The organism is Mycobacterium sp. NGS26, from assembly GCF_059813025.1.
This window is the reverse complement of sequence record NZ_JCALDU010000008.1, coordinates 217,759-240,949: the sequence shown is the minus strand read 5'-3', so window position 1 is coordinate 240,949 and position 23,191 is coordinate 217,759. Positions and strand designations below refer to the sequence as shown.

The window sequence follows — 23,191 nt, the reverse complement described above, 5'->3', positions numbered from 1 at the left end:
CGTTTGCCTGCCGCTCAGCGGGACGACGCGGTTAGCTCATCGCGGCCACCTACACCGGTGGTATGCGATGCACCGTTTTCGGAACCGGCTACCTGGGCGCCACGCACGCTGTCGGGATGGCCGCGTTGGGACACGAGGTCATCGGGGTCGATATCGACCCGGGCAAGGTCGCCAAGCTCGCCGGGGGCGACATTCCCTTTTACGAGCCCGGACTGCGAAAGCTGTTGACGGACAACCTGACTGCGGGGCGACTGAGCTTCACCACCGACTACGATCTGGCCGCCGAATTCGCCGACGTGCACTTCCTCGGGGTCGGCACGCCGCAAAAGAAGGGCGAATACGGCGCCGACCTGTGCCATGTGCATGCCGTCATCGACACGTTGGTGCCGCGGTTGACCAGATCGTCGGTGCTCGTCGGCAAGTCGACGGTCCCGGTGGGCACCGCGGCCGAGTTGAGCCGACGGGCCGCGGGGCTGGCGCCCCCGGGGGTCGACGTCGAAGTCGCCTGGAATCCGGAGTTTCTGCGTGAGGGGTTCGCGGTGCGCGACACGCTGCGCCCGGATCGCATTGTGCTTGGCGTGCAAGACGATTCGTCGCACGCCGAGCCGGCCGTTCGCGAGCTCTACGGGCCGCTGCTGGAGGCGGGCGTGCCGTTCCTGGTGACCGACTTGCAGACCGCGGAGCTGGTCAAGGTATCCGCCAATGCCTTTCTGGCGACCAAGATTTCGTTCATCAACGCGATCTCCGAGGTATGCGAGGCCGCCGGCGCCGACGTCAGCGTCCTGGCCGATGCGCTGGGATACGACCCACGGATCGGACGCCAATGCCTCAACGCGGGTTTGGGTTTCGGCGGCGGCTGCCTGCCCAAGGACATCCGCGCGTTCATGGCCCGCGCCGGCGAGCTGGGCGCCGACCAGGCGCTGACCTTCCTGCGCGAGGTCGACAGCATCAACATGCGCCGGCGGACCCGGATGGTCGAACTGGCCACCACCGCGTGCGGCGGTTCGCTGTTGGGCGCCAATGTCGCCGTGCTGGGCGCCGCGTTCAAACCCGAGTCCGACGACGTGCGCGACTCGCCCGCCCTCAACGTCGCGGGCCAGCTGCAGCTCAACGGCGCGGCGGTCAACGTGTACGACCCGAAGGCCCTCGACAACGCGCAACGGCTGTTCCCGACGCTCAACTACGCGGTTTCGGTGGAAGAGGCCTGCGAGCGCGCCGATGCCGTGCTGGTGCTTACCGAGTGGCGGCAATTCATCGACCTCGACCCCGATGTCCTCGCCGACCGGGTGCGTGCCCGGGTGATCGTCGACGGCCGCAACTGCCTCGACGCCGCCCGCTGGCAGCGGGCGGGCTGGCGGGTGTTCCGGCTCGGCACGCGACGGCCGTAGCAGGGCGTTTTGATGCGAGGGTCGCAAACCCTCGCTCTCTAAGGCTGGGTCAGCTCGCCGAGCGTGAAGTCCATTGCCAGCGGTTCTTTCGTTTGTACCCGGTCACCGATGAGAGCCTCGACCCGGCGATAGGTCCCCTCACGGAGCAGGTGCGCGAGGAATCGCTCGTCCTGGTTGGCGTCGAGATCGACGATCCAATAGTGCTCGATGCCGGCCTTCGCGTACTCGTAGGCCTTCATCACCCGGTCCGTGCGACGTGAACCAGGTGACACGATCTCGACGACCAAAACGACATCCGATGCGTCTACTCGCACCGGATTGCGCTCCACTACATCGCGGTTCACCACAACCAGGTCTGGGTCACGCACCGTGGGCGGGAAGCGTGCCTCGACCGTGACCTCGACCTCTTGTAGCACGACGAGCGACGCAGGCAGCCTCGCCCGGATCAGCTGTGAAAGATTTCTCGACACAACCTGGTGCAGCGGACGTGGCCGCGGTGTCATGACGATGCCCCCCTCGACGAGCTCCCAGCGACGCGCCTCATCCAGCTCGAGCGCATCCCACTCTTCGAGCGTCACCAGGTCGCGAGGAAACTCGGCCAATCCCGCCACCGTGCACCTCCAGGTCTCCTTTGAAAGCAGGCTACGCCTGCTCGAGGCTCCGCTCGCGAGGAAGCATCGCAGCAGGCACCGACATTCGGCTTCGCCCGTGACTCTTATGCAGCGACCACGCGCCGACACACACGTGTTAACGAGAAGAAAAATGCTTGATTCCGGGCCGTGACGCGGACGCCGTTGCACGCCGTGGCGTCCCGATTATCGCGGCCTCCCATCAGTGCTTTTCCGCCGTCTTCGGCAAAATTGCGGCACAGCTCACACGCGGCAATATGTCGGTGGTGTTACCGCAACCGCACAACCGCAAAAGCGGGTCGGTGCGAATTTTTGAAGCGTCAAAAACCTGCCTTACCCTCGGTGAATGACAGCGCGGTAGCCGTCGTTCGAGAGGAGGCGTCATGGTCGATCTGAACGCGAACCGCCAGACCGCCGCCGACGCCCTGCTCGGATTCAGCAAATATTTCCACCGAGGCGAGGTCTCCGCGGATCGCCGTGCGCTGCACAAGGTCGGCGGCCGCTCGGCGGACGACTTCTACCGGGACCGCTGGGCGCACGACAAGGTCGTGCGCTCGACGCACGGCGTCAACTGCACGGGATCGTGCTCGTGGAAGATCTACGTCAAGGACGGCGTGATCACCTGGGAATCCCAACAAACCGACTACCCGTCCGTCGGCGCCGACAAGCCGGAATACGAGCCGCGTGGCTGCCCCCGCGGCGCCTCGTTCTCCTGGTACACGTATTCGCCTGCGCGCGTTCGCTATCCGTATGTGCGCGGCGTCCTGCTCGAGTACTACCGCGAGGCCAAGGCGCGGCTGAACGACCCCGTGCTGGCGTGGGCCGACATCGTCGACGATCCCGTCAAGTCCAGCCGCTACAAGGCGGCGCGCGGCAAGGGTGGGTTCGTCCGCGCCGAGTGGTGGGAGGCCGCCGAGATGGCGGCGGCCGCGCACGTGCACACGATCAAGAAGTACGGTCCCGACCGGGTGGCCGGGTTCTCGCCAATACCCGCGATGTCGATGGTCAGCCATGCCGTTGGGGCCCGGTTCATTTCGCTCATCGGCGGGTCGATGCTGTCGTTCTACGACTGGTACGCCGACCTGCCGGTGGCCTCGCCGCAGGTGTTCGGCGACCAGACGGACGTGCCCGAGTCGGCCGACTGGTTCGACGCCGGCTACCTGATCATGTGGGGCTCCAACGTCCCGGTCACCCGCACGCCCGACGCGCACTACATGACCGAGGCGCGCTACCGCGGCCAGAAGGTGGTCGTGGTCTCACCCGACTACGCCGACAACACGAAGTTCGCCGACGAATGGCTGCCGGCGCGGCCGGGCACCGATGCGGCGCTTGCGATGTCGATGGGCCACGTGATCCTCAAGGAATTCTTCGTCGACCGGACGACCCCGTATTTCACCGACTACGTGAAGCGGTACACGGACCTGCCGTTCCTGGTGACGCTGACCGAGCGCGACGGGGACTGGCTGCCCGGGAAGTTCCTCACCGCAGCCGATCTCGGCGACACCGGCGAGGGCGCCGCGTCCAAGACGGTGCTGCTCGACGCGCAGGCCAACCCCGTGGTGCCGAACGGCTCGCTGGGACACCGGTTCACGGCGTCCGGCGAAGGACTATGGAACCTCGACCTGGGCGGCGTGGACCCGCTGCTGACACTGGCCGGCGGTGACGTGACCGAGGTGAAGCTGCCGCGGTTCGACGGCGACAAGCCCGGCGTATTGACCCGCGGCGTGCCGTCGAGAATCGTTGCCGGACAACGCGTGACGACGGTCTTCGACCTGCTGCTGGCCCAGTACGGCGTGCGCCGGGAGGGCCTGCCCGGGGACTGGCCGTCCGACTACGACGACGCGACTCAGCCCTACACCCCGGCGTGGCAGGAGCCGATCACCGGCGTGCCCGCCGCGGCGGTGGCACGGATCGCGCGGGAATTCGCCGACAACGCCGAACGTTCGCGCGGCCGGTCGATGATTTTGATGGGCGCGGGAACCAACCACTGGTTTCACTCCGACCAGATCTATCGCTCGTTCCTCACGCTGGTGATGCTCACCGGCTGTCAGGGCGTCAACGGCGGCGGCTGGGCGCATTACGTCGGGCAGGAGAAGTGCCGGCCGGTCACCGGGTGGTCGACGCTGGCCTTCGGGTTGGATTGGCAGCGGCCGCCGCGCCAGATGCAGGGCACGGTGTTCTGGTACCTGTCAACCGACCAGTGGCGCTACGACCGGTTCACCTCCGAGGCGATGGCCTCACCGCTGGCCGAGGGCCGGTTCGCCGGCCGAACCGCAGCCGACAGCATCGCGCTGGCCAGCCGGCTGGGCTGGATGCCGAGTTATCCCACGTTCAACCGCAATCCGCTCGATCTGGCCGACGAGGCGGCGCGGCTGGGCAAGGACGCGTCGGCGCACGTCGTGGACGGGCTGAAGTCCGGGCATCTGCAGTTCGCCTGCGAGGATCCCGACGCGCCCGAGAATTTCCCGCGCTGCCTGACGGTGTGGCGGTCCAACCTGCTCGGCTCGTCGGCGAAGGGCAACGAGTACTTCCTCAAGCACCTGCTGGGCACCGATTCCAATGTCGCCGCCCGCGACGAGGACGCGGTGCGCCCGCAGGAGGTGCGCTGGCGCGACGAGGCGCCGGTGGGAAAGCTGGACCTGCTGTTGTCGATCGACTTCCGAAACACCAGCACCACACTGTTTTCCGACATCGTGCTGCCCGCGGCCACCTGGTATGAGAAGCACGACCTGTCCAGCACCGACATGCACCCGTTTGTGCACGCGTTCTCCCCGGCGATCTCGCCGCCGTGGGAGACCAAGACCGACTTCGAGGCCTTCCACCGCATCGCGCGCGGGTTCTCCTGGCTGGCCGAAAAGCATCTGGGCAAGCGCAAGGACATCGTCGCGGTGCCGCTGCAGCACGACAGCGCGGATGCCACCGCTCAGCCCGGCGGGCGCGTGCTGGACTGGAAAGCCGGTGAGTGCGAACCGATTCCCGGCAAGACGATGCCGCGGCTGGTCGTCGTCGAGCGGGACTATCCGGCGGTCGGTGACAAGATGGCCGCGCTCGGGCCGATGGTCGAAACCGTCGGCCTCACGACCAAGGGCGTGACGACGCATCCCGACGCGGAGGTCGAATACCTGCGGGGCGTCAACGGCGCGGTGGTCAGCGGCGTGGCCGTCGGGCGGCCGTCGCTGGCCAAGGACACCCACGCCGCCGAGGCGATTCTGGCGCTGTCCGGCACGACGAACGGGCGCCTGGCGGTCGAGGGGTTCGAAGCGCTGCAGCGGCGCACCGGCACGGAGCTGGCCGACCTGGCGAAGGAGAACGAGGGCCGGCGAATCACGTTCGCCGACACGCAGTCTCGCCCGGTGCCGGTGAACACGTCGCCGGAGTGGTCCGGTTCGGAGACCGGGGGCCGCCGCTACTCGCCGTTCACGATCAACACCGAGCGGCTCAAGCCGTGGCACACCCTGACCGGTCGCCAGCACTTCTACCTCGATCACGACTGGATGAGCGAGCTCGGGGAGCAGTTGCCGATCTTCCGCCCGCCGCTGGACATGACCGCCCTGTTCGACGAGCCGGCCGTCGGTGACACCGCCGGCGGGATCACCGTGCGGTATCTGACCCCGCACTCCAAGTGGTCCATCCACTCCGCGTACCAGGACAACCTGCACATGCTGACGCTTTCCCGTGGCGGGCAGGCGATTTGGATGTCGGACGTGGACGCGGCGAAGATCGGCGTCAAGGACAACGACTGGATCGAGTGCACCAACCGCAACGGTGTGGTCAACGCCCGCGCGATCGTCAGCCACCGGATGCCCGAGGGCCTGGTGTTCATGTACCACGCGCAGGACAAGGCGGTGGACGTGCCCCGCACCGAGAAGACCGGGAAGCGCGGCGGCATCCACAACGCGCTGACCCGGATCATGATCAAGCCGTCGCACCTGATCGGCGGTTACGCCCAGCAGTCCTTCGCGCTGAACTACCACGGCCCCACCGGAAACCAGCGCGACGAGGTCACCACGATCAGGCGGCGCTCGCAAGAAGTGGAGTACTGACTTGAAGGTCATGGCTCAGCTCGCGATGGTGATGAACCTCGACAAGTGCATCGGCTGCCACACCTGCAGCGTCACCTGCAAGCAGGCGTGGACCAACCGCGGCGGCATGGAGTACGCCTGGTTCAACAACGTGGAAACCCGCCCCGGACAAGGGTATCCGCGTCGCTACCAGGACCAGGAGAAGTGGAAGGGCGGCTGGACGCTGAACAAGCGCGGCCGGTTGACGCTCAGGTCGGGATCGCGGATCAAGCGGCTGCTCAACATCTTCGCCAACCCCGACCTGCCCACGGTGTCGGACTACTACGACCCTTGGACCTACGACTACGAGACGCTGCTGTCCGCCCCCGCGATGGACACCACCCCGGTGGCCCGGCCCAAGTCGCTGATCACCGGCGAAGACACCAAGGTGACCTGGGGTGCCAACTGGGACGACGACCTCGGCGGCGGACCCGAGCAGGTCGGCCGGGACCCGTTGCTGGCCAAGCTGTCCGACGAGGTGAAGCTCGAGTTCGAGCAGACGTTCATGTTCTATCTGCCGCGCATCTGCGAGCACTGCCTCAACCCCTCCTGCGCGGCGTCGTGCCCGTCCGGCGCGATCTACAAGCGCAGCGAGGACGGCATCGTGCTGGTGGACCAGGACAAGTGTCGTGGCTGGCGGCAGTGCGTCACGGGCTGCCCCTACAAGAAGATCTACTTCAACCACAAGACCGGCAAGGCCGAAAAGTGCACGTTCTGCTACCCGCGCGTCGAGGTCGGCATCCCGACGGTGTGCTCGGAGACCTGCGTCGGGCGGCTGCGCTACATCGGGGTGCTGCTGTACGACGCCGACGCCGTCGCGGCCGCGGCATCGGTCCAAGACGAGCAGGACCTGTACCCCGCGCAGCTCGGCGTGTTCCTGAACCCGCACGACCCCCGGGTCGTCGCGGAGGCGGAGCGCGCCGGGATCTCCGGCGAATGGATTGAGGCCGCGCAGAATTCGCCGGTATACCGACTCATCGTCGACTACCAGCTGGCGCTTCCGCTGCACCCGGAGTACCGCACCATGCCGATGGTCTGGTACGTCCCGCCGCTGTCCCCGGTCGTCGATGTGCTGGCCAAGACCGGCCACGACGGCGAGAACAAGAACAACCTTTTCGGCGCGATCGACGCCCTGCGCGTCCCGATCGAGTACCTGGCCGAGCTGTTCACCGCCGGCGACGTCGGACCGGTTCGGCTTGCGCTGCAACGGCTCGCGGCGATGCGCTCGTACATGCGCGCCGCCAACCTGGGCGAGGAGTTCGACGACACGATCCCGGAGTCGGTGGGGCTGGCCGGCGAGGAGATCGAATCGATGTACCGGTTGCTGGCGATCGCCAAGTACGCCGACCGCTACGTCATCCCCAGCGGCGCGGGATCGGACGCGCACCGCCTCGACGCGCTGGCCACCGGGTGCAGCCTCGACGGCGACGGCGGGCCGGGGATGACGGCGTATGACGCGATGGCCGACAAATTCCACGTCACCAACGGCAACGGGAATGGCAACGGCAGCAAGGCCGGGAGAAACCTGCTCAACTGGGACGGCAAGAGCACCGACGGGCTGGTGCCGACAAAGTGAAGACGCTGACGCTGAATCGGCGACCGACGCGCGGCGCGGCGCTGGGCGAGCGCGACCGCCGGCTGACGTGGCGCGTCGCGGCGCTGCTGCTGGATTACCCCAGCACGCAGACACTCGCACTCACCGACCAATTAGCCGCCGCCGCAGAAGAATTGCCCGCCGCGGTACGAACACCGATACTGGACTTCCTGCTGCGGGAATTCAACGGCGCCGACCCGATGGAGCTCGCCGCGCGCTACGTCGAGACCTTTGACATGCGCCGGCGCGCCAGCCTGCACCTGACCTACTACGCCTACGGCGACACCCGCAAGCGCGGCATGGCGCTGCTGCGCTTCAAGCACGCCTACCGCCAGGCCGGGATGCAACTGGGTGATGACGAGTTGCCCGACTACCTGCCGCTGGTCCTCGAGTTCGCCGCGATCGTCGACCCCGCGCGGGGCGAGCGGCTGCTGGCCGAGCATGTGCCGGTTCTGGAACTGCTCCGACTGTCGTTGCGGGACAGCGGCTCCGGATACGCCGCGGTCCTGGGTGCGGTCCTCGCGACGCTGCCCCCGATCAGCACCGCCGACCGGCGCCGCATCGCCGAGCTGGCCGCGGCGGGCCCACCGGAGGAAGACGTCGGGCTCGAGCCGTTCGCGATGGATCCGCTGAGCGCCGGAGGTCGCCGATGAACAGCCTGCTGTGGCTGACCGCGCCGTACATCGCGCTCACATCGTTTGTGCTGGGCCATGTCTGGCGCTACCGGACCGATCAGTTCGGTTGGACCACGCGGTCCTCGCAGATCTACGAGAGCAGGCTGCTGCGGATGGGCAGCCCGCTGTTTCACTTCGGGCTGCTGGGCGTCTTCGGCGGCCACGTCGTCGGCCTGATGATCCCGGAATCCTGGACGTCGGCGGCCGGTGTCCCCGAGTGGGCGTATCACCTGGCGGCGGTGACGATGGGCTCGCTGGCCGGGGCGGCCGTCGTGACCGGGCTGACAATCCTGCTGTACCGGCGCATTACGGTGCCCGAGGTGCGCAAGGCGACGACCCGCAGTGACAGGCTGATGTACGCGCTGCTGGCGGGGGCCCTGGTGACCGGGATGCTCAACACCCTGACCAACGTGTTCGCCGCCTACGACTACCGCCAGACGGTGTCGCCGTGGTTCCGCAGCCTGTTCTCCCTGCATCCGGCGGTGGAGTTGATGGCCGGCGCGCCCGCGACGTTTCAGGTGCACGCGCTGATTGTCCTTGCGCTGCTGGGCATTTGGCCATATACCCGGCTGGTTCACATGTTCAGCGCACCGGCCGGATACCTGCTGCGCCCGTACCTGGTCTACCGCAGCCGCGACCCACAGAAGTCGTCCGGCAACCGCTATGCGAAGGCCTGGGTGGCGCCGGTGGCCCCGCCCGCCCGCAGCCGCTGGGTGTGACACCGGTCGCATAGCTCACCGCCCACCGAGGTCGGAAGTGAGCAGGTTGTAGCACGCGGGTCATCGCGGGAAGCGTTGCCGCAACAACACTTTCCTACCGTGATGGCATGCTGCTACAGACGCGCCGACACACCATCGACGACTGGGACCCCGAAGACGTCGACGCCTGGAACGACGGCGGCGCAAAGATCGCGCGCCGCAACCTGATCTGGTCCATCGTCGCCGAGCACGTCGGGTTCTCGGTCTGGTCGATCTGGTCGGTGATGGTCCTTTTCATGCCGCAGAACGTCTACCACATCGACGCCGCCGGAAAGTTCTTCCTCGTCGCGATGCCGACGCTGGTCGGCGCGATCCTGCGGCTGCCCTACACGTTCGCCACCGCGACGTTCGGCGGCCGCAACTGGACGGTGTTCTCCGCGCTGGCACTGGCGTTGCCCACGGCGTTGACGCTGTACTTCATGGCGCACCCCGGAACCTCGTACACGACCTTCATGGTCGTGGCCGCGATCGCCGGGCTGGGCGGGGGCAACTTCGCGTCCTCGATGACCAACATCAACGCGTTCTATCCGCAGCGGCTCAAGGGGTGGGCGCTGGGGCTGAACGCCGGCGGCGGCAACATCGGCGTCGCGGCGATCCAGATCGTCGGGCTGCTGGTGATCGCCACCGCGGGCAACCGTGCACCGCACTGGGTGTGCGCCGTGTATCTGGTGTTGCTGTCGGTCGCCGCGGTCGGCGCCGCGCTGTTCATGGACAACCTGAGCAACCAGCGCACGAACGGCCGCTCGATGATAGACGTGATGAAATACCGCGATTCGTGGCTGATCGCGCTGCTCTACATCGGCACGTTCGGATCGTTCATCGGCTTCTCGTTCGCCTTCGGCCAGGTGCTGCAGATCAGCTTTCTGGCCAACCTCAGCCACGGAGGCAAGACAACCCCGGCGATGACCGCACACGCGGCGTTGCACGCCGCGCAGATCGCGTTCATCGGGCCGCTGCTGGGCTCGATCGCGCGGCCGCCGGGTGGTTGGCTGTCCGACCGCATCGGCGGCAGCAAGGTCACGCTGTACGTGTTCGCCGCGATGATCGCCGCGGCCGGCTGGCTGGTGGTGTTCGGCGAGATGGCCGACGCCCGTCACGGCGCCCTGTCGGGCGGCGGCCTGGCGGCCTACGTGGCCGGGTTCGTCGCGCTGTTCATCCTGTCCGGGATCGGCAACGGGTCGGTGTACAAGATGATTCCGTCCATCTTCGACGCCAAGGCGCACAGCATCGATCACCTCGGCCGGGCCGAGAAGGCCGACTGGTCACGCCGGATGTCGGGCGCGCTGATCGGGATCGCCGGCGCCATCGGCGCGCTCGGCGGCGTCGGCATCAACGTCGTGCTGCGGGCGTCGTACCTGTCGCCGGCGAAATCGGCGACGACGGCGTTCGTCGTCTTCCTGGGCTTCTACGTGCTGTGCGCGGCGATCACCTGGTTCGCCTACGTCCGGACGCCGGGCCGGGTGCTCGCCCGGAAGGCGGTAACCGTCGCGGAGGCCGTCGCGCCCGCGTGATGCCCGCCCGTCGGGCGGAGTCGCCGATATAGCATGTGCTATATGGATGACGACGAGGACGCGCTGGCGCTGCTCGCAAGGGTCAGTGCTGAGACCGATCGATTGCGGATCCAGGCGAGCAATCAGCTACGGGACGCGGTTGGGCTGGCCGCCGACCGTGGACTGACCCAGAAGCAGATCGCGCATGCCATCGGCCGAAGTCAGCCCGAAGTGTCCCGGCTGATCAAGACCTATCGGGCGAGCCGATTTCGCCCCACCACGGCGCTGGGGCGGGTCGTCGTCGAGCACCGCGACGAAATCGTCGCCCTCGCTCGGACCCACAAGGCAACCAATGTGCGCGTATTCGGCAGCCTGGCACGAGGTGAGGACGACGACGCAAGCGACATCGACCTCCTTGTCGATCTCGAACCGGGCGCCGATCTCCTCGACCTCGCGGCACTCGATGTCGAGTTGGAGCGGTTGCTCGGGCGTCCGGTCGACATCATTCCCGCCCGCTTGCTGAAGCCCAATGCTGCCGCGACCGTCGCCGTCGACGCGAAGCAACTATGAAGCAACTATGACGCGGCGACGTCGCAAAGATTCACAGCATCTCAGGGACGCCGCCGAACACCTGCAGGTGCTGCGCGAGCATCTGGCCCGTGGCTCGCTGGACGACGTCCTGATTCGAGACGCCTCAGCCATCGCCTCGAGGTAGCTATCGATGCGGTCGCGAAGGTGTCCCCGGGACTGCTGAACGCCGAAGCACCCGCAGAGTGGCCCATGATCGTCGCCATGCGGAACCTGCTCGCCCATCAGTACGCCGACCTCGACCAGGAAATCCTGCAGAACACCATCGACAACCGGCTCGAAGGCTTCATCCGGCTGGTCGACCGTCTGCACGACGCCGCCGTCGCGAACGAGACCTGATCGCGCTCGACCAAGTCGCCGGCCCACCGCACTGGATCAACCGGGTCAGGATGCCCGGGTAACCTGGCCGGGTGGACTATGCGGCCGCGTTTCTGGACCAAAACCGCGCCTTCGCAGAGCTGTTCCGCGGCGCCGACGACGCCACGCCGGTGCCGACGTGCCCGGGCTGGACCCTCAAGCAGCTGTTCCGCCATGTCGGCCGGGGCGACCGCTGGGCGGCCCAGATCGTGCGGGACCGGCTCGACGACTACCTCGACCCCCGGAGCGTCGAGGGCGGCAAGCCGCCACCGGACCCCGACGACGCGATCTCCTGGTTGCGCGGCGGCGCGCAGCTGCTCGTCGATGCCGTCGAGCTGACGGGCGCCGAGACGCCGGTGTGGACGTTTCTCGGGACCCGCCCGGCGAACTGGTGGGTCCGGCGCCGGCTGCATGAGGTGGCGGTGCACCGGGCCGACGCCGCCATCGCGCTGGGCGGCGAGTTCACGCTCGACCCCGAACTCGCGTCCGATGCGATCACCGAATGGCTGGAGCGGGTCGCGATCCAGGCCGGAAGGGACGGGGAGGCGCTGCCGCTCGAGGAACCCAACACCATCCACCTGCACGCAACCGATTCCGGCCTCACCGAGCCCGGCGAATGGACGATCGGCGCCTCCGGCGGCCGGGTCGGCTGGTCGCACGAGCACGGCAAGGGGACCGTGGCGCTGCGCGGTCCGGCGACCGAGTTGCTGCTGGCGCTGGTGCGCCGCGTTCCCGTCGGCGACACCGGCGTCGCGGTGTTCGGTGACGAGGCAGTGTGGCAGAACTGGCTGGAGCACACGGCTTTCTAGCCACGGCCGGGTGCGCGCACGGTAACTTGCAGACCATGACCACATCGGAGATCGCCACCGTCTTGGCGTGGCACGACGCGCTCAACGCCGCCGACCTCGACACGTTGGTTGCTCTGTCCAGCGACGACATCGACATCGGTGACGCCCACGGCGCCGCACAGGGCCACGCGGCGCTGCGCCGGTGGGCCGCCGCCCGCAAGGTGACGGCGGAGGTCGGCCGGATCTACGTGCACGACGGCGTCGTCGTCGTCGAGCAGAAGGTCAGCACCCCGGACAACCCCGGCGCCGTCACGGATTCCGCGTCGGCGTTCCGGGTGGTCCACGACCATGTCACCTCGGTCTTCCACCACGAGGACCTGGCATCGGCGTTGGAGGCCACCGAGCTCACCGAAGCCGATGCCGTCGATTGAGTCGATTGAGACGTCAGGAGCCATTCATGCGCGGAATCATCCTGGCGGGCGGCTCGGGCACCCGCCTGCATCCGATCACCATGGGCATCAGCAAGCAGCTGCTGCCGGTCTACGACAAGCCGATGATCTACTATCCGCTGTCCACGCTGATGATGGCCGGCATCCGCGACGTCCTGGTGATCACGACCCCGCACGACGCGGACGGCTTTGAGCGCCTCCTCGGTGACGGCTCGCAATTCGGCATCGACATCAGCTACGCGGTGCAGGAACGGCCCGACGGCCTGGCGCAGGCGTTCGTCGTCGGCGCGGAATACATCGGCAACGACTCGGTCGCTTTGGTGTTGGGGGACAACATCTTCTACGGCCCGGGGCTGGGCACCAGCCTGAGCCGCTTCCAAAACATCAGCGGCGGAGCCATTTTCGCCTATTGGGTGTCCAACCCGTCGGACTACGGTGTCGTCGAGTTCGGTCCCGACGGCATGGCCCTGTCGCTGGAGGAGAAGCCGGCCACGCCGAAGTCCCAATACGCCGTGCCCGGCTTGTATTTCTACGACAACGACGTGGTCGAAATCGCCAGGGGCCTGAAGAAATCCGCGCGCGGCGAGTATGAGATCACCGAGGTCAACCAGATCTACCTGAACCGCGGGCGCCTCGCGGTCGAGGTGATGGCCCGCGGCACCGCGTGGCTGGACACCGGAACGTTCGACTCGCTGCTGGACGCCAGCGACTTCATTCGCACCCTGGAGCGACGGCAGGGCCTGAAGGTCAGCGTCCCCGAGGAGGTGGCGTGGCAGCAGGGCTGGATCGACGAGAAGCAGATGGAGCGCCGCGCCCGCACCCTGGTCAAGTCCGGGTACGGCAGCTACCTGCTGGAGCTGCTGGAGCGCGGCTGATTTGAGCTGACGGGGCCCGGCGTGGCCAGCACCGCGGCGATCGCCGTCGTCAACGGCACCGAAAGTGCCAGCGCGACACCGCCAACCGCGGAGCGCGCGAGCTCGATGGCCACGCTCTCGCTCGTCAGCACGTCGCCCAGCGAGCGGTTGGCGACGCTGAACAGCAACAGCAGCGGCAGCGAGCTGCCCGCGTAGGCGAGCACCAGCGTGTACACCGTGCTGGCGATGTGATCGCGGCCCACCCGGATCGCGCCCAGGAAAATGGCGCGCCGGGAGGTGTCACCGCCCAGGCGGGCGAGCTCGAAGACCGTCGACGCCTGTGTCACCGTCACATCGTTGAGCACACCCAGCGACCCGATGATGAACCCGGCCAGCAGCAGGCCGCTGATCGAGACGTTGCCCAGATACGCGCTGACCGTGGAGTTCTGGTCGTCGGAGAGTCCGGTCAGGTGAGCGAATTCGATTGCCGCCCAAGATAATCCGGCCGCCAGCAGCAACGACGACAGGGTGCCCAGCAGCGCGGCGCTGGTGCGCAGGTTGACCCCGTGCGCGAGGTAGATCACCACGTAGAGAATCGCGGCGGAGGCCACCAGCGCCACCGGAACCGCGGGTGCGCCGTCGCGCAGCGCCGGCAGCAGGAACAGCACCAGCACGCCGAACGCGACGACGATCCCCACCAGCGCCAGCAACCCGCGCCAGCGCGCCACGGCGACGATCACCACCGCGAAGGCGATCGCGAGCCCGACCAGGGGCCAGCCGCGTTCGAAGTCGTAGAACGCGTAGCTGGTGCCGCCCTGTTCGTCGACCTGGCGAACCAGCCGGATGTGATCGCCCGCGGCGAACTGCGGCTGGCCCGGGCCGGGGGAGGACTCCAGCTGGGTGTTCGCGCCGGCGTTCGGCCCGGAATCGATTGCGACGAGCGTCAGCACGCACCGCCCGGCGCCCGGGGCTCCCGGCCGGGGTGCCGTGGTGAGCACCTGACCGGTCGACGGGCTGCCGCAGTCGCTCAGCCCGCTGGACAGCACGTGCCCGCGCTGGGTGCTCACCGCGCCGCCGGTGGCGTTCTGGAACGGCATCGGGATGTCGACGTGCTGGCGGCTGGGCCACAGCCACACCGCCCCGACCAGCACCGCCAGACCGAACGCGGCCAGCAGCCCGACGACGATCCGGGCGGGCAGCGGTCCCAGCGGGGACGGCCCCGAGGACAGATTGTGCGAGTGTGCGTGCGTCACCCGCTCCACCGTAGAGGCGGCCGGAAACCGCCTACGGTCGGTAGCTGGCCAAGAAATTGCCCAGCCGCTCGATCGCGGCCGCCAGGTCCCGGGCCCACGGCAGCGTCACGATGCGCAGGTGATCCGGCGTCGGCCAGTTGAACCCGGTGCCCTGGGTGACCAGGATCTTCTCCTGCAGCAGCAGGTCGAGCACCAGCTGCTCGTCGTCCTCGATCTCGTAGACCTCGGGGTCCAGCCGGGGAAACGCGTACAGCGCGCCCTCGGGTTTGACGCAGGACATCCCGGGGATCTCGTTGAGCTTCTTCCACGCGACGTCTCGCTGCTCGAGCAGCCGGCCACCGGGCAGCACCAGGTCCTCGATGCTCTGGTGGCCGCCGAGGGCAACCTGGATCGCGTGCTGGGCCGGAACATTCGGGCACAGCCGCATGTTGGCCAGCAGGCTGATTCCCTCGATGAAGCTCTCGGCGTGATCCTTCGGCCCGGTGATGGCCAGCCAGCCGGCGCGATATCCGGCGACCCGGTAGGCCTTGGACAGGCCGTTGAACGTCAGGCACAACATGTCGGGCGCCAGCGAGGCCACGTTGATGTGCTTGGCGTCGTCGTACAGGATCTTGTCGTAGATCTCGTCGGCGAGCAGCAGCAGCTGATGCTTGCGCGCCAGTTCGACCATCTGGGTGAGGACTTCGCGGCCGTAGACGGCGCCGGTGGGGTTGTTCGGGTTGATCACCACCAGCGCCTTGGTGCGCTCGGTGATCTTGGATTCCAGGTCGGCGATGTCGGGTTGCCAGCCCTGCGTCTCGTCGCACAGGTAGTGCACGGGCGTGCCGCCCGCCAGCGAGGTCGACGCCGTCCACAGCGGGTAGTCCGGCGACGGGATCAGCACCTGATCGCCGTTGTCGAGCAGCGCCTGCAGCGTCATGGTGATCAGCTCGGAACATCCATTGCCGAGATACACGTCGTCGACGTCGAACCGTGGGAAGTCCTCGACCAACTCGTACCGGGTGACCACCGCGCGCCGGGCCGGCAGGATGCCCTGGGAGTCGGAATAGCCCTGCGCGTACGGCAGCGCCTGGATGATGTCGCGCATGATCACGTCGGGCGCCTCGAAGCCGAACGGCGCCGGGTTGCCGATGTTCAGCTTGAGGATGCGGTGCCCTTCGGCCTCCAGCCGCGCGGCGTGCTGGTGCACCGGACCCCGGATTTCGTACAGGACGTCCTGCAGTTTGGACGACTGCGCGAAGGTCCGCTGCCGGTGATGACCGGGCGGATGACCTGGGGTGGGCAGGTGCAGCGGGTGAGTTGTCACGTCCCTATGGTGCCATCGTTGTCCAATCGAATTTGCTGATTGGGCGCCTGCCGCCCGCGGCGCCGTTGCATGCAACAGGCGTTTCATGCAACATGTTGAGTGTGGGTAGGACATCGACGCGGCGGGCCAGCGAATACCGCCGCCGCATGCGTGAACGGGGATACCGCCCCGTCCAGATGTGGGTGCCGGACGTCCGGTCGGCGCGGTTCGCCGCGGAGGCGCACCGGGAATCCTTGGCGTTGGCCGAAGCCGACCGGCGCAGCGATGACATGGAATTTGTCGAAGCGATCTCGGAGGATCTGGCGTCACCGGATGACGACGAGTGAACCGCGGCGAGTTGTGGACGGTCTCGGGAGGCGTCTACGCGGCCAAGCCTCGTCCGGCGATCATTGTTCAGGACGACCTGTTCTCCGCGACGAAATCTGTCGTCGTCATCCCGCTGACGGCGACGACGGTCGCCGGCGTGGCGGTGGCGCGGATCGCGGTCCCGACGACGACCGGCGTTGCGCAGCCGAGCTACGCCATGATCGACAAGATCACGACCGTCCGCCGGTCGAACCTCGGAACGCGGATCGGTCGCGTGTCCGCGACGCTCATGGCGGAGATCGAGCGGTCGCTCATGGTGTTCCTCGGCTTGGCCTCCTGAGAGGCAGTCAGCGCTTGCCGGGCGGACGCGCCCCGCGCGCGATGCCCAGCCCCTTGACGGGCGCTGCCGGCGGTGCGGCGTCGCCGTCGGGCTGGGCGGAGGGCTCCGGTTTTTGCTCGGGCTCCGCCTTGGCCTCGGGCTCCGCCTTGGCCTCGGCCGGCTTCGCCTCGGCCGCCGGCGCGGCCTTCTTGGCGCCGGGCCGCTTGGCGCCTGCGGCGATGCCCAGCCCCTTGACCGGCTGAGCGGCGGGCGCGGGCGCCTCCGTCTTGGCCTCCGTCTTGGCCTCGGGCTTGGCCTCGGCCGGGGCGGGTGCGGCCTTCTTGGCGCCGGGTTTCTTGGCCCCGGCGGCCAACCCCAGCCCCTTGGCCGGCGCCGCCGGGGCGGGCGCGGCGCTTGCCGATGGCTCCGACGGCTGGGCCGCGGCTTTCTTGGCGCCCGGTTTCTTGGCGCCGCCGGCGATGCCGAGACCCTTGGCCGGCGCGGGGGCGGCGGGAGCCTTCGCCTCGGCGGGTTGCTCGGCGGGTTTGGCGGGCGCTTCAGCCGGGGCCTCGACGGTCGCGGTGGCCTTGGGCTCCGGCTTGGGCGCCCGAGCCGCCCGCTCTTCGGCTTCCTTGGCGGCCGTGCCCTTCTCGGGCAGCGTCGCCTTGTCGTACTCGAGCGAGCCCAGCAGCACCTGGGCCACGTCCAGCACCTCGACGCCGCTGCGGCCGGCTTCCTCCTGCCGGTCGTTGACGCCGTCGGTGACCATCACCCGGCAGAACGGGCATGCGGTGGCGATGGTGCCGGCCCCGGTGGCCAGCGCCTCGTCGACGCGTTCGTGGTTGATCCGCTTGCCGATGTGCTCTTCCATCCACATCCGGGCGCCGCCCGCGCCGCAGCAGAAGCTGCGCTCGGCGTGCCGCGGCATCTCGGTGAACTTCGCCCCGGAGGACCCGATCAGCTCGCGCGGCGCCTCGTACACCTTGTTGTGCCGGCCCAGATAGCACGGGTCGTGATAGGTGATGTCCTGGGAGACGGGCGAAACGGGCACCAGTTTCTTGTCGCGCACCAGCCGGTTGAGCAGCTGGGTGTGGTGCAGCACGGTGTAGTTGGCGCCCAGCTGCCGGTATTCCTTGCCGATGGTGTTGAAGCAGTGCGGGCAGGTGACGACGATCTTGCGGTCGACGGTCTCCACACCCTCGAACAACCCGTCCAGCGTTTCCACGGCCTGCTGGGCCAGCTGCTGGAACAGGAACTCGTTGCCCGACCGGCGCGCGGAGTCGCCGTTGCAGGATTCCCCGGTGCCCAGCACCAGGTACTTGACCCCGGCGATGGACAGCAGCTCGGCGACGGCCTTCGTGGTCTTCTTGGCCTTGTCGTCGTAGGCGCCGGCGCATCCCACCCAGAACAGGTATTCGTAGCCGTCGAAGCTGTCCACGTCTTGGCCGTACACCGGGACGTCGAAGTCCACCTCGTCGATCCAGTTGGTCCGGTCGGAGGCGTTCTGCCCCCACGGGTTGCCCTTGGTTTCCAGGTTCTTGAACAGCGTGGACAGCTCGGAGGGGAACTCCGACTCCATCATCACCTGGTAGCGGCGCATGTCGACGATGTGGTCGACGTGCTCGATGTCGACCGGGCACTGCTCGACGCACGCGCCGCACGTCACGCAGGACCACAGCACGTCGGGGTCGATCACACCGCCCTGCTCGGCGGTGCCGACCAGCGGCCGGCTCGCCTGCTCGGGCCCGTGCCCGGGAACGCGGCCGAAGCCGGACTCCGGCACATGGTGGGCCTCTTCTTTGGGTGTTTCGAGGTCGAGGCCCTCGAGCGGCTCCGAGCTCTTCTCACCCAGCAGGTAGGGCGCCTTGGCCATCCAGTGGTCGCGCAGGTCCATGATGACGAGCTTGGGTGACAGCGGCTTGCCGGTGTTCCAGGCCGGGCACTGCGACTGGCAGCGCCCGCACTCGGTGCAGGTGGCGAAGTCGAGCATGGCCTTCCAACTGAAGTCCTCGATCTTGCCGCGGCCGAATTCCGCGTCGTCCGGCGGGTTTTCGAAGTCGATCGGCTTGCCGTCGGACTCGATCGGCAGCAGCGGACCCAGCCCGTCGGGCAGCCGCTTGAACACCACGTTGATCGGCGCCAGGAAGATGTGCAGGTGCTTGGAGTGCAGCACGATGATCAGGAAGGCCAGCATCACGCCGATGTGCAGCAGCAGCGCCACCGTTTCCAGGACCTCGTTGCCCTGGTGGCCGAGCGGCGCCAGGATCTTGCCGAACAGCTGCGAGAGGAAGGCCGCCTTGCCGTAGGGCAGCGTGCCGTTGTTGACCGCGGAGCCGCGCACCAGCACGTAGGTCCAGATGACGTTGAAGATCATGAACAGGATCAGCCACGCGCCGCCGGTGTGCGAGCCGTAGAACCTCGACGTCCGGCCGATCTCCCGCGGGCTGCGCATGATCCGGATGACCGCGAAGGTGGCGATGCCGAGGAACACGGCCGTCGCGAAGAAGTCCTGCAGGAAACCGAGCGCATCCCATCGGCCGATGATCGGGATGTGGAAGTTCGGCTGGAACAGCAGCCCGTAGGCCTCGATGTAGACCGTGAGCAGGATGAAGAAGCCCCACATGGTGAAGAAGTGCGCCAGCCCCGGAATCGACCACTTCAGCAGGCGGCGCTGCCCGAAAACCTCTGAGACCTCGGTCCAGATCCGCGTCCCGATGTTGTCGGTACGCCCCGTTGCCGGCTGGCCGGACATCACCAGCTTGTACAGCCAGAAGACCCGGCGGGCCGCGAATGCGCCCACCAAGAAGGTCATGCCCAGGCCCAGTACCAGTCTGATGACGGTCTGCGTGGTCACAGAAAGTCTCTCCAATGCATAGTTGCTCTGGCGTGCTTTGTTGCCTGCTTAGGCTTTGCTCATAGTGACATCTTCGCCGCTTGCGGCGCGAGAAAGGCTGCCCTAAGCGGCGTCAGTGCGGGAACACCGGGAATATCGGCCTGGGTCGCGAGGTCGACGACGACGGCGCGGTGGTGGTCGCCTGCGATGTCGTGGTCGGCGGGGCCGTGGTGGTCGTGGTGGTGGGCGGCGGGCTGGTCGTCGTCGTTGTCGTGGGCGGCGGGGTGGTCGTCGTCGTGGTCGGGGCGGGCGCCGTCGTCGTGGTGGGGGCGGGCGCCTCGCTGGTGTTGGTCGACGGCGATGGCGGCGGCGGGACGACGGTCACGGTGGGGCTGTTGTTCGGTCCGGTCACGGTGATGGTTTGCGACGTCGGCGGCGGCGCCGGTGCGTTCGCCGGCGCGGTGTTGGTGTGGCGCAGGGTCAGCGCCAGCACCACGGCCACCAGCACCGCGGCGAGGGCACCGGCCACGGTCAGGACCAGCGCCGTGCGCTTGTACCAGGGCAGTCGCGCGGCCTGCGCGCCGTAGCGATCGTCGTCGCCGTCGCCGAATCCCGTTGGCTCCCTGCCGTAATCGCCGACGTATTCGGGGCCGGCGTACGGGACGGGCTCGGCCCCGTCGGCGTCCTGTGACCACGCCAACGGGTGGTCGTCGCCGGCCCGGGCGGCCAATGCGGCCCGGGTCATCTCGTCGGTGGCCCCGCCCACCAACTCGGTCGGGTTCTCCACGATCGGGCTCGCAGCGGTCGCGCCGCCCGCCGACGACTGCAGTTGGCCGAGCACCGCCGCGCCGATGGCGGCGCTGTAGACGGGCTGCGGCGTGGTGAGGACGGGCACCCGCAGGCGCCCGGACAGTCGCGTGGTGATCAACGGGATGCTCGCGCCCCCGCCGACGATGGCCGTGGCGGCCAGGTTTGACCGAATCCCGTTGCGCTGCAACATTTCTTCCACGGCGCCGACGAACCGTTCCAGCGGCTCGGAAATGAGTTGCTCGAACTCGCTGCGGGACAGGCTGACCTCCGCGCCGGGGCCGGCGTGGACCGTGGTCACGGTGCCCGCCGACAGGTGTTCCTTGGCGCGCCGGCACTCGCCGAGCAGGCGGGTCCACGAACCAGCCCGCGTGGTGCCCGCGACGTCGAGGGCGGTGTCCGCGCCGGCCTCCGCCGCCGCCCGCACGTGATCCAGGAGGAGCTGATCGATCCCGTCGCCGGAGAAACCCGCATACCGGACCGTCGGACCGACCTGCTGAAAGTTCGCTCCGGCGTTGGTCAACGTGACGCTGGTGCCGCCGGCGCCGAAGTCGCACAGCGCGACGATGCCGTTCGCCGGGAACCCCGGCTGGGCGCGCAGCGCCGTCAGCGCGGCCGTGGCGTCGGAGATCAACGCCGGGGCCACGCCGTTGGGCGCCAGCGTCGGTTGGGCGAAGAACTCGGCCCGCAGGGCGGCGTACTGCCCCTCGGACCAATACGCGGGGACCGCGACGGTGACCGGGGACCCGTAGCCGACCTTGCGCGCCATCACCTCGAGCGCCTCGACGGTCAGCGCCTCGCCGCTGAACTTGGTCCCGTCGGCCGCCACCAACGGGGCCCGGTCCCCGACCCGCTCGACGAATCCCCGCATCACCAGGCCGGGTTCGCCCGCGTTCGGGTCTTCGTCCGGCAGGCCAACTTCGGACGGCCGCTGGTCGTACACCGTGAGCACGGACGTGCGGATCACCGGGGTGCTGTCCTCGCGGGCCGCGACCAGGTTGGCCACACCCAGCGACAGCCCGAGCGACTCGCCCATATCGCGCACCCCTGTGTTCGTCGTTAGCGGCGGTGGATTCCAGCGAGTCTAGGTGCGCCGCGGCGGCACACGCCGGGCGGCGACGTCATTGGGCGCAATGTCAGCGCAGGGCGGGCGGGACGTTCACCGTCGGCCCCCCGGGGATGGTGATCACCGGCGGCAGCTGCGGCATGTGATGCCGATGCGATGGCTGCTGCGTGGGCTGCTGCGTGGGCTGCTGGGTCGGCTGTTGCGCCGGCGGCTCGACCGCACTGCTGGTCGGCGGTGTCGTCGTGGCCGTGGTGCTCGGCGGCGTCGTCGTGGTGGTGGTAGTGCTGGGCGGGGTCGTGGTGGTGCTCGGGACGGGGCTGGTGCCCTGCTGTCCACCGATCAGCTGCATGATGCCGAAAACGATCAGCGCGATCAGGATCAGAACGAGCACGGCCCAGCCGATGAGCATCACCGGCCTGCGGTACCACGCCGTCGGCTCGATTTCCTGGTCGAACGGGTCGCCGCCGGGTTCGTACTGCTCGGGGGGAAATTGCTCGGGCGACGGATCGGTGCGGCCCGCGTCGTTCGGTTGCTCGGCCATGTCGAAGTTGGCATTGCGGGTCGGCTGGTTGTGGAAGTCATCCGGTGGGCCAAAGCGTGCCACGAAACCGATCGTACTGACCCTGCCCGCGAACCAGCTCAGGCCGGTCTCGCGGCGGGCGATCGTTGATCAATTAGTTCTGGGCGGTGACCCAGGGATCGTTGGGCTTCTGGCCGGTATAGGGCATCCACTGGTAGTTGCTGTCACAGATGATGGCCTGACCGTTAGGGGCGACGTCCCGCTTGCCGATGTCGGCGCCGATGCACTGCTCACCCACAACATGCTCGGCCTTGGGTTCTGCGATGGCCGCACCGGCTGTCGTGCCCGCTACGGTTCCGGCGACAGCGAATGCGGCCGTGGCTACTGCCATGCGTTTCATGGCAAAAGTATGGACCGCCCGCCGATGCCATGAGGTCAGATCCGCGTGACGCGAGCACTCAGAACGTGTTCACCTTGTCGACGCTGACGAACATTCCGTGCCCGGTGTGGTCGTTGGTGAACCGGGTTCCGTCGGCGGTGGCGTTGATCGTCCAGCCCTGAGCGGAGTAGGTCTTGTAGTCGATGGTGACGGTCGGGATGGCCCCCAGGTTGCCCAGCACCCACTGAACGGCGCCGCTCGACGTGACGCTGACGCCGTTGGCGTGCTCACCGTCTTGCAGCGGAGAGTTGGTGAACGGCGCCTCGCAGCCCACTGTCTCCTTGTTGATCTGGCAGCGCGTCACGCCGGACTTCGTCTCGATGAAGACGTAGCCGTTGTTATCCGGCGGAAGCGGGATGGCGCCGGCCGGCGTGGTCGGGCCCGTCGGCGCCAGGGTGGGGCTGGTGGGTGTCGTGGGCGGCTCCGCCGTGGGGAATGCGGGTTCGGTCGGCCCGGCGCCGGGCGCCGCGACCGGCCTGCCGTCGATGGTGTTGCTGCAGCCGGAAACCAGGGCTGAACTGGCCAGCAGGGTCACCAGGAGCAGCGAGCCACCGGACAGGCTCCGCTGCGCCTTTCGCGATAACCGCACAGGAAATCAGGGTACGCACGGAGTCGCGAAAGTTGCTGCAACCAGTCGGCTATCGATATCGAGCCGATGGCGCGGGTTTATCGCTGCGTGACGGATCCGCTTTCCGGACGGGTCCGGCCGAGC

19 protein-coding genes and 2 pseudogenes are annotated in these 23,191 nt (G+C 68.1%); 13 read left to right on the top strand and 8 right to left on the bottom strand.

Going from position 1 to position 23,191, the window contains the following annotated elements; translation table 11 throughout:
- Positions 1-62 precede the first annotated feature (62 nt).
- Complete coding sequence (locus tag AC5Y6X_RS23890) at positions 63-1,388, top strand: UDP-glucose dehydrogenase family protein (protein ID WP_499989604.1); 1,326 nt, start codon at positions 63-65, stop codon at positions 1,386-1,388.
- A gap of 38 nt (positions 1,389-1,426) precedes the next feature.
- Here the strand turns inward: AC5Y6X_RS23890 and AC5Y6X_RS23885 are convergent, their stop codons facing one another.
- Positions 1,427-1,999, bottom strand: coding sequence for a Uma2 family endonuclease (locus AC5Y6X_RS23885; protein ID WP_499989603.1), 573 nt, complete (start codon positions 1,997-1,999; stop codon positions 1,427-1,429).
- Positions 2,000-2,400: 401 nt separating this feature from the next.
- Between AC5Y6X_RS23885 and AC5Y6X_RS23880 the strand changes: the two genes are divergently transcribed.
- The 10 genes and pseudogenes from AC5Y6X_RS23880 (at position 2,401) to rfbA (ending at position 13,651) form a co-directional block, all read left to right on the top strand.
- Positions 2,401-6,060 (top strand): nitrate reductase subunit alpha, encoded by a 3,660-nt coding sequence (locus AC5Y6X_RS23880; protein WP_499989602.1) that lies wholly within the window; start codon positions 2,401-2,403, stop codon positions 6,058-6,060.
- Between the two features lie 10 nt (positions 6,061-6,070).
- A complete protein-coding gene (gene narH / locus AC5Y6X_RS23875) occupies positions 6,071-7,654 on the top strand; it encodes a nitrate reductase subunit beta (RefSeq protein WP_499989601.1) in 1,584 nt (527 codons plus the stop codon).
- Positions 7,651-8,325, top strand: coding sequence for a nitrate reductase molybdenum cofactor assembly chaperone (gene narJ / locus AC5Y6X_RS23870; protein ID WP_499989600.1), 675 nt, complete (start codon positions 7,651-7,653; stop codon positions 8,323-8,325). Before narH ends, narJ begins: the two co-directional genes overlap by 4 nt.
- Entirely contained in the window at positions 8,322-9,065 is a 744-nt protein-coding gene (gene narI / locus AC5Y6X_RS23865) for a respiratory nitrate reductase subunit gamma (RefSeq protein WP_499989599.1), read from the top strand. Before narJ ends, narI begins: the two co-directional genes overlap by 4 nt.
- Positions 9,066-9,172: 107 nt before the next feature.
- Entirely contained in the window at positions 9,173-10,615 is a 1,443-nt protein-coding gene (locus tag AC5Y6X_RS23860; RefSeq protein ID WP_499989598.1) for a nitrate/nitrite transporter, read from the top strand.
- 42 nt (positions 10,616-10,657) lie between these two features.
- On the top strand, positions 10,658-11,164 hold the full coding sequence (locus AC5Y6X_RS23855) for a nucleotidyltransferase domain-containing protein (protein ID WP_499989597.1): 507 nt from the start codon (positions 10,658-10,660) through the stop codon (positions 11,162-11,164).
- A gap of 129 nt (positions 11,165-11,293) precedes the next feature.
- Positions 11,294-11,521 (top strand): annotated as a pseudogene (locus AC5Y6X_RS23850) (HepT-like ribonuclease domain-containing protein); the annotation flags it as partial.
- A gap of 71 nt (positions 11,522-11,592) precedes the next feature.
- The gene (locus tag AC5Y6X_RS23845) at positions 11,593-12,348 is read left to right on the top strand and encodes a maleylpyruvate isomerase family mycothiol-dependent enzyme (protein WP_499989596.1); all 756 of its coding nucleotides are present in this window, start codon (positions 11,593-11,595) and stop codon (positions 12,346-12,348) included.
- Positions 12,349-12,383: 35 nt separating this feature from the next.
- The gene (locus AC5Y6X_RS23840) at positions 12,384-12,758 is read left to right on the top strand and encodes a nuclear transport factor 2 family protein (protein ID WP_499989595.1); all 375 of its coding nucleotides are present in this window, start codon (positions 12,384-12,386) and stop codon (positions 12,756-12,758) included.
- A 26-nt stretch (positions 12,759-12,784) separates the two neighbouring features.
- Positions 12,785-13,651 (top strand): glucose-1-phosphate thymidylyltransferase RfbA, encoded by an 867-nt coding sequence (gene rfbA, locus AC5Y6X_RS23835; protein ID WP_499989594.1) that lies wholly within the window; start codon positions 12,785-12,787, stop codon positions 13,649-13,651.
- On the opposite strand, the gene AC5Y6X_RS23830 is transcribed toward rfbA, so the two are convergent.
- Positions 13,621-14,883 (bottom strand): YibE/F family protein, encoded by a 1,263-nt coding sequence (locus AC5Y6X_RS23830; protein WP_499989593.1) that lies wholly within the window; start codon positions 14,881-14,883, stop codon positions 13,621-13,623. The two genes, rfbA and AC5Y6X_RS23830, sit on opposite strands and share 31 nt — an antisense overlap.
- A 31-nt stretch (positions 14,884-14,914) precedes the next feature.
- Positions 14,915-16,215, bottom strand: a pseudogene (locus tag AC5Y6X_RS23825) (pyridoxal phosphate-dependent aminotransferase).
- Between the two features lie 66 nt (positions 16,216-16,281).
- On the opposite strand from AC5Y6X_RS23825, the gene AC5Y6X_RS23820 reads away from it, so the two are divergent.
- Positions 16,282-16,515 (top strand): antitoxin MazE-like protein, encoded by a 234-nt coding sequence (locus AC5Y6X_RS23820; protein WP_499989592.1) that lies wholly within the window; start codon positions 16,282-16,284, stop codon positions 16,513-16,515.
- Entirely contained in the window at positions 16,512-16,835 is a 324-nt protein-coding gene (locus AC5Y6X_RS23815; RefSeq protein WP_499989591.1) for a type II toxin-antitoxin system PemK/MazF family toxin, read from the top strand. The genes AC5Y6X_RS23820 and AC5Y6X_RS23815 overlap by 4 nt, the downstream gene beginning before the upstream one ends.
- Positions 16,836-16,842: 7 nt before the next feature.
- On the opposite strand, the gene AC5Y6X_RS23810 is transcribed toward AC5Y6X_RS23815, so the two are convergent.
- The 5 genes from AC5Y6X_RS23810 to AC5Y6X_RS23790 form a co-directional block, all read right to left on the bottom strand.
- Positions 16,843-19,668 (bottom strand): (Fe-S)-binding protein, encoded by a 2,826-nt coding sequence (locus AC5Y6X_RS23810; RefSeq protein WP_499989590.1) that lies wholly within the window; start codon positions 19,666-19,668, stop codon positions 16,843-16,845.
- Between the two features lie 112 nt (positions 19,669-19,780).
- Positions 19,781-21,490 (bottom strand): Hsp70 family protein, encoded by a 1,710-nt coding sequence (locus AC5Y6X_RS23805; RefSeq protein WP_499989589.1) that lies wholly within the window; start codon positions 21,488-21,490, stop codon positions 19,781-19,783.
- Positions 21,491-21,590: 100 nt separating this feature from the next.
- Positions 21,591-22,124: a hypothetical protein gene (locus AC5Y6X_RS23800; protein WP_499989588.1), complete on the bottom strand. Its 534-nt coding sequence runs from the start codon at positions 22,122-22,124 to the stop codon at positions 21,591-21,593.
- 70 nt (positions 22,125-22,194) lie between these two features.
- Positions 22,195-22,440, bottom strand: coding sequence for a hypothetical protein (locus AC5Y6X_RS23795; RefSeq protein ID WP_499989587.1), 246 nt, complete (start codon positions 22,438-22,440; stop codon positions 22,195-22,197).
- A gap of 58 nt (positions 22,441-22,498) precedes the next feature.
- A complete protein-coding gene (locus AC5Y6X_RS23790) occupies positions 22,499-23,038 on the bottom strand; it encodes a hypothetical protein (protein ID WP_499989688.1) in 540 nt (179 codons plus the stop codon).
- Positions 23,039-23,191: the final 153 nt, after the last annotated feature.

Bases quoted from the DNA above. Each gene is read 5' to 3' on its own strand.
- AC5Y6X_RS23890 (WP_499989604.1), top strand. From the start codon at position 63: ATGCGATGCACCGTTTTCGGAACCGGCTACCTGGGCGCCACGCACGCT.
- AC5Y6X_RS23880 (WP_499989602.1), top strand. From the start codon at position 2,401: ATGGTCGATCTGAACGCGAACCGCCAGACCGCCGCCGACGCCCTGCTC.
- narH (WP_499989601.1), top strand. From the start codon at position 6,071: ATGGCTCAGCTCGCGATGGTGATGAACCTCGACAAGTGCATCGGCTGC.
- narI (WP_499989599.1), top strand. From the start codon at position 8,322: ATGAACAGCCTGCTGTGGCTGACCGCGCCGTACATCGCGCTCACATCG.
- AC5Y6X_RS23860 (WP_499989598.1), top strand. From the start codon at position 9,173: ATGCTGCTACAGACGCGCCGACACACCATCGACGACTGGGACCCCGAA.
- AC5Y6X_RS23855 (WP_499989597.1), top strand. From the start codon at position 10,658: ATGGATGACGACGAGGACGCGCTGGCGCTGCTCGCAAGGGTCAGTGCT.
- AC5Y6X_RS23840 (WP_499989595.1), top strand. From the start codon at position 12,384: ATGACCACATCGGAGATCGCCACCGTCTTGGCGTGGCACGACGCGCTC.
- rfbA (WP_499989594.1), top strand. From the start codon at position 12,785: ATGCGCGGAATCATCCTGGCGGGCGGCTCGGGCACCCGCCTGCATCCG.
- AC5Y6X_RS23820 (WP_499989592.1), top strand. From the start codon at position 16,282: ATGTTGAGTGTGGGTAGGACATCGACGCGGCGGGCCAGCGAATACCGC.
- AC5Y6X_RS23805 (WP_499989589.1), bottom strand. From the start codon at position 21,490: ATGGGCGAGTCGCTCGGGCTGTCGCTGGGTGTGGCCAACCTGGTCGCG.
- AC5Y6X_RS23795 (WP_499989587.1), bottom strand. From the start codon at position 22,440: ATGAAACGCATGGCAGTAGCCACGGCCGCATTCGCTGTCGCCGGAACC.